This is a genomic window from Zoogloea oryzae, assembly GCF_030161255.1.
In the GTDB taxonomy this organism is placed as follows: domain Bacteria; phylum Pseudomonadota; class Gammaproteobacteria; order Burkholderiales; family Rhodocyclaceae; genus Zoogloea; species Zoogloea oryzae.
Window position 1 is genome coordinate 1 of the sequence record NZ_BSPX01000176.1, and the last position, 282, is coordinate 282.

Genomic DNA, 282 nt, shown 5'->3' on the forward strand with positions numbered 1-282 from the left:
GCCCCGCCGCGCCGACCGTCGCTCACGCCGAGCCGGCGGCCCCCCTCCACGCCGCCCCGGCCGCCGACGAGCCCCTCGACCCGGCCCTCCTCGAACGCTACGGGCGCAACCTGTCCAGCCTGTTCGCCCGCCAGCAGAACTACCCCCGCATCGCCGCCATGCGCGGCTGGGAGGGCGAGGTGCAGGTGCGCATCACCATCGCCCGCAAGGGCACCATCGTGTCCACCCAGGTGGTCCGCTCCAGCGGCTTCGACGTGCTCGACCAGAACGCCGTCCAGCTGG

Annotated in this window: 1 protein-coding gene; it reads left to right on the forward strand. The window is 74.8% G+C overall.

Translation table 11 applies throughout. The annotated features are described in order from the left end of the window. Positions 1 to 282: energy transducer TonB (locus QQK25_RS22810; protein WP_284190023.1), on the forward strand; the 282-nt coding region annotated here is incomplete at both ends.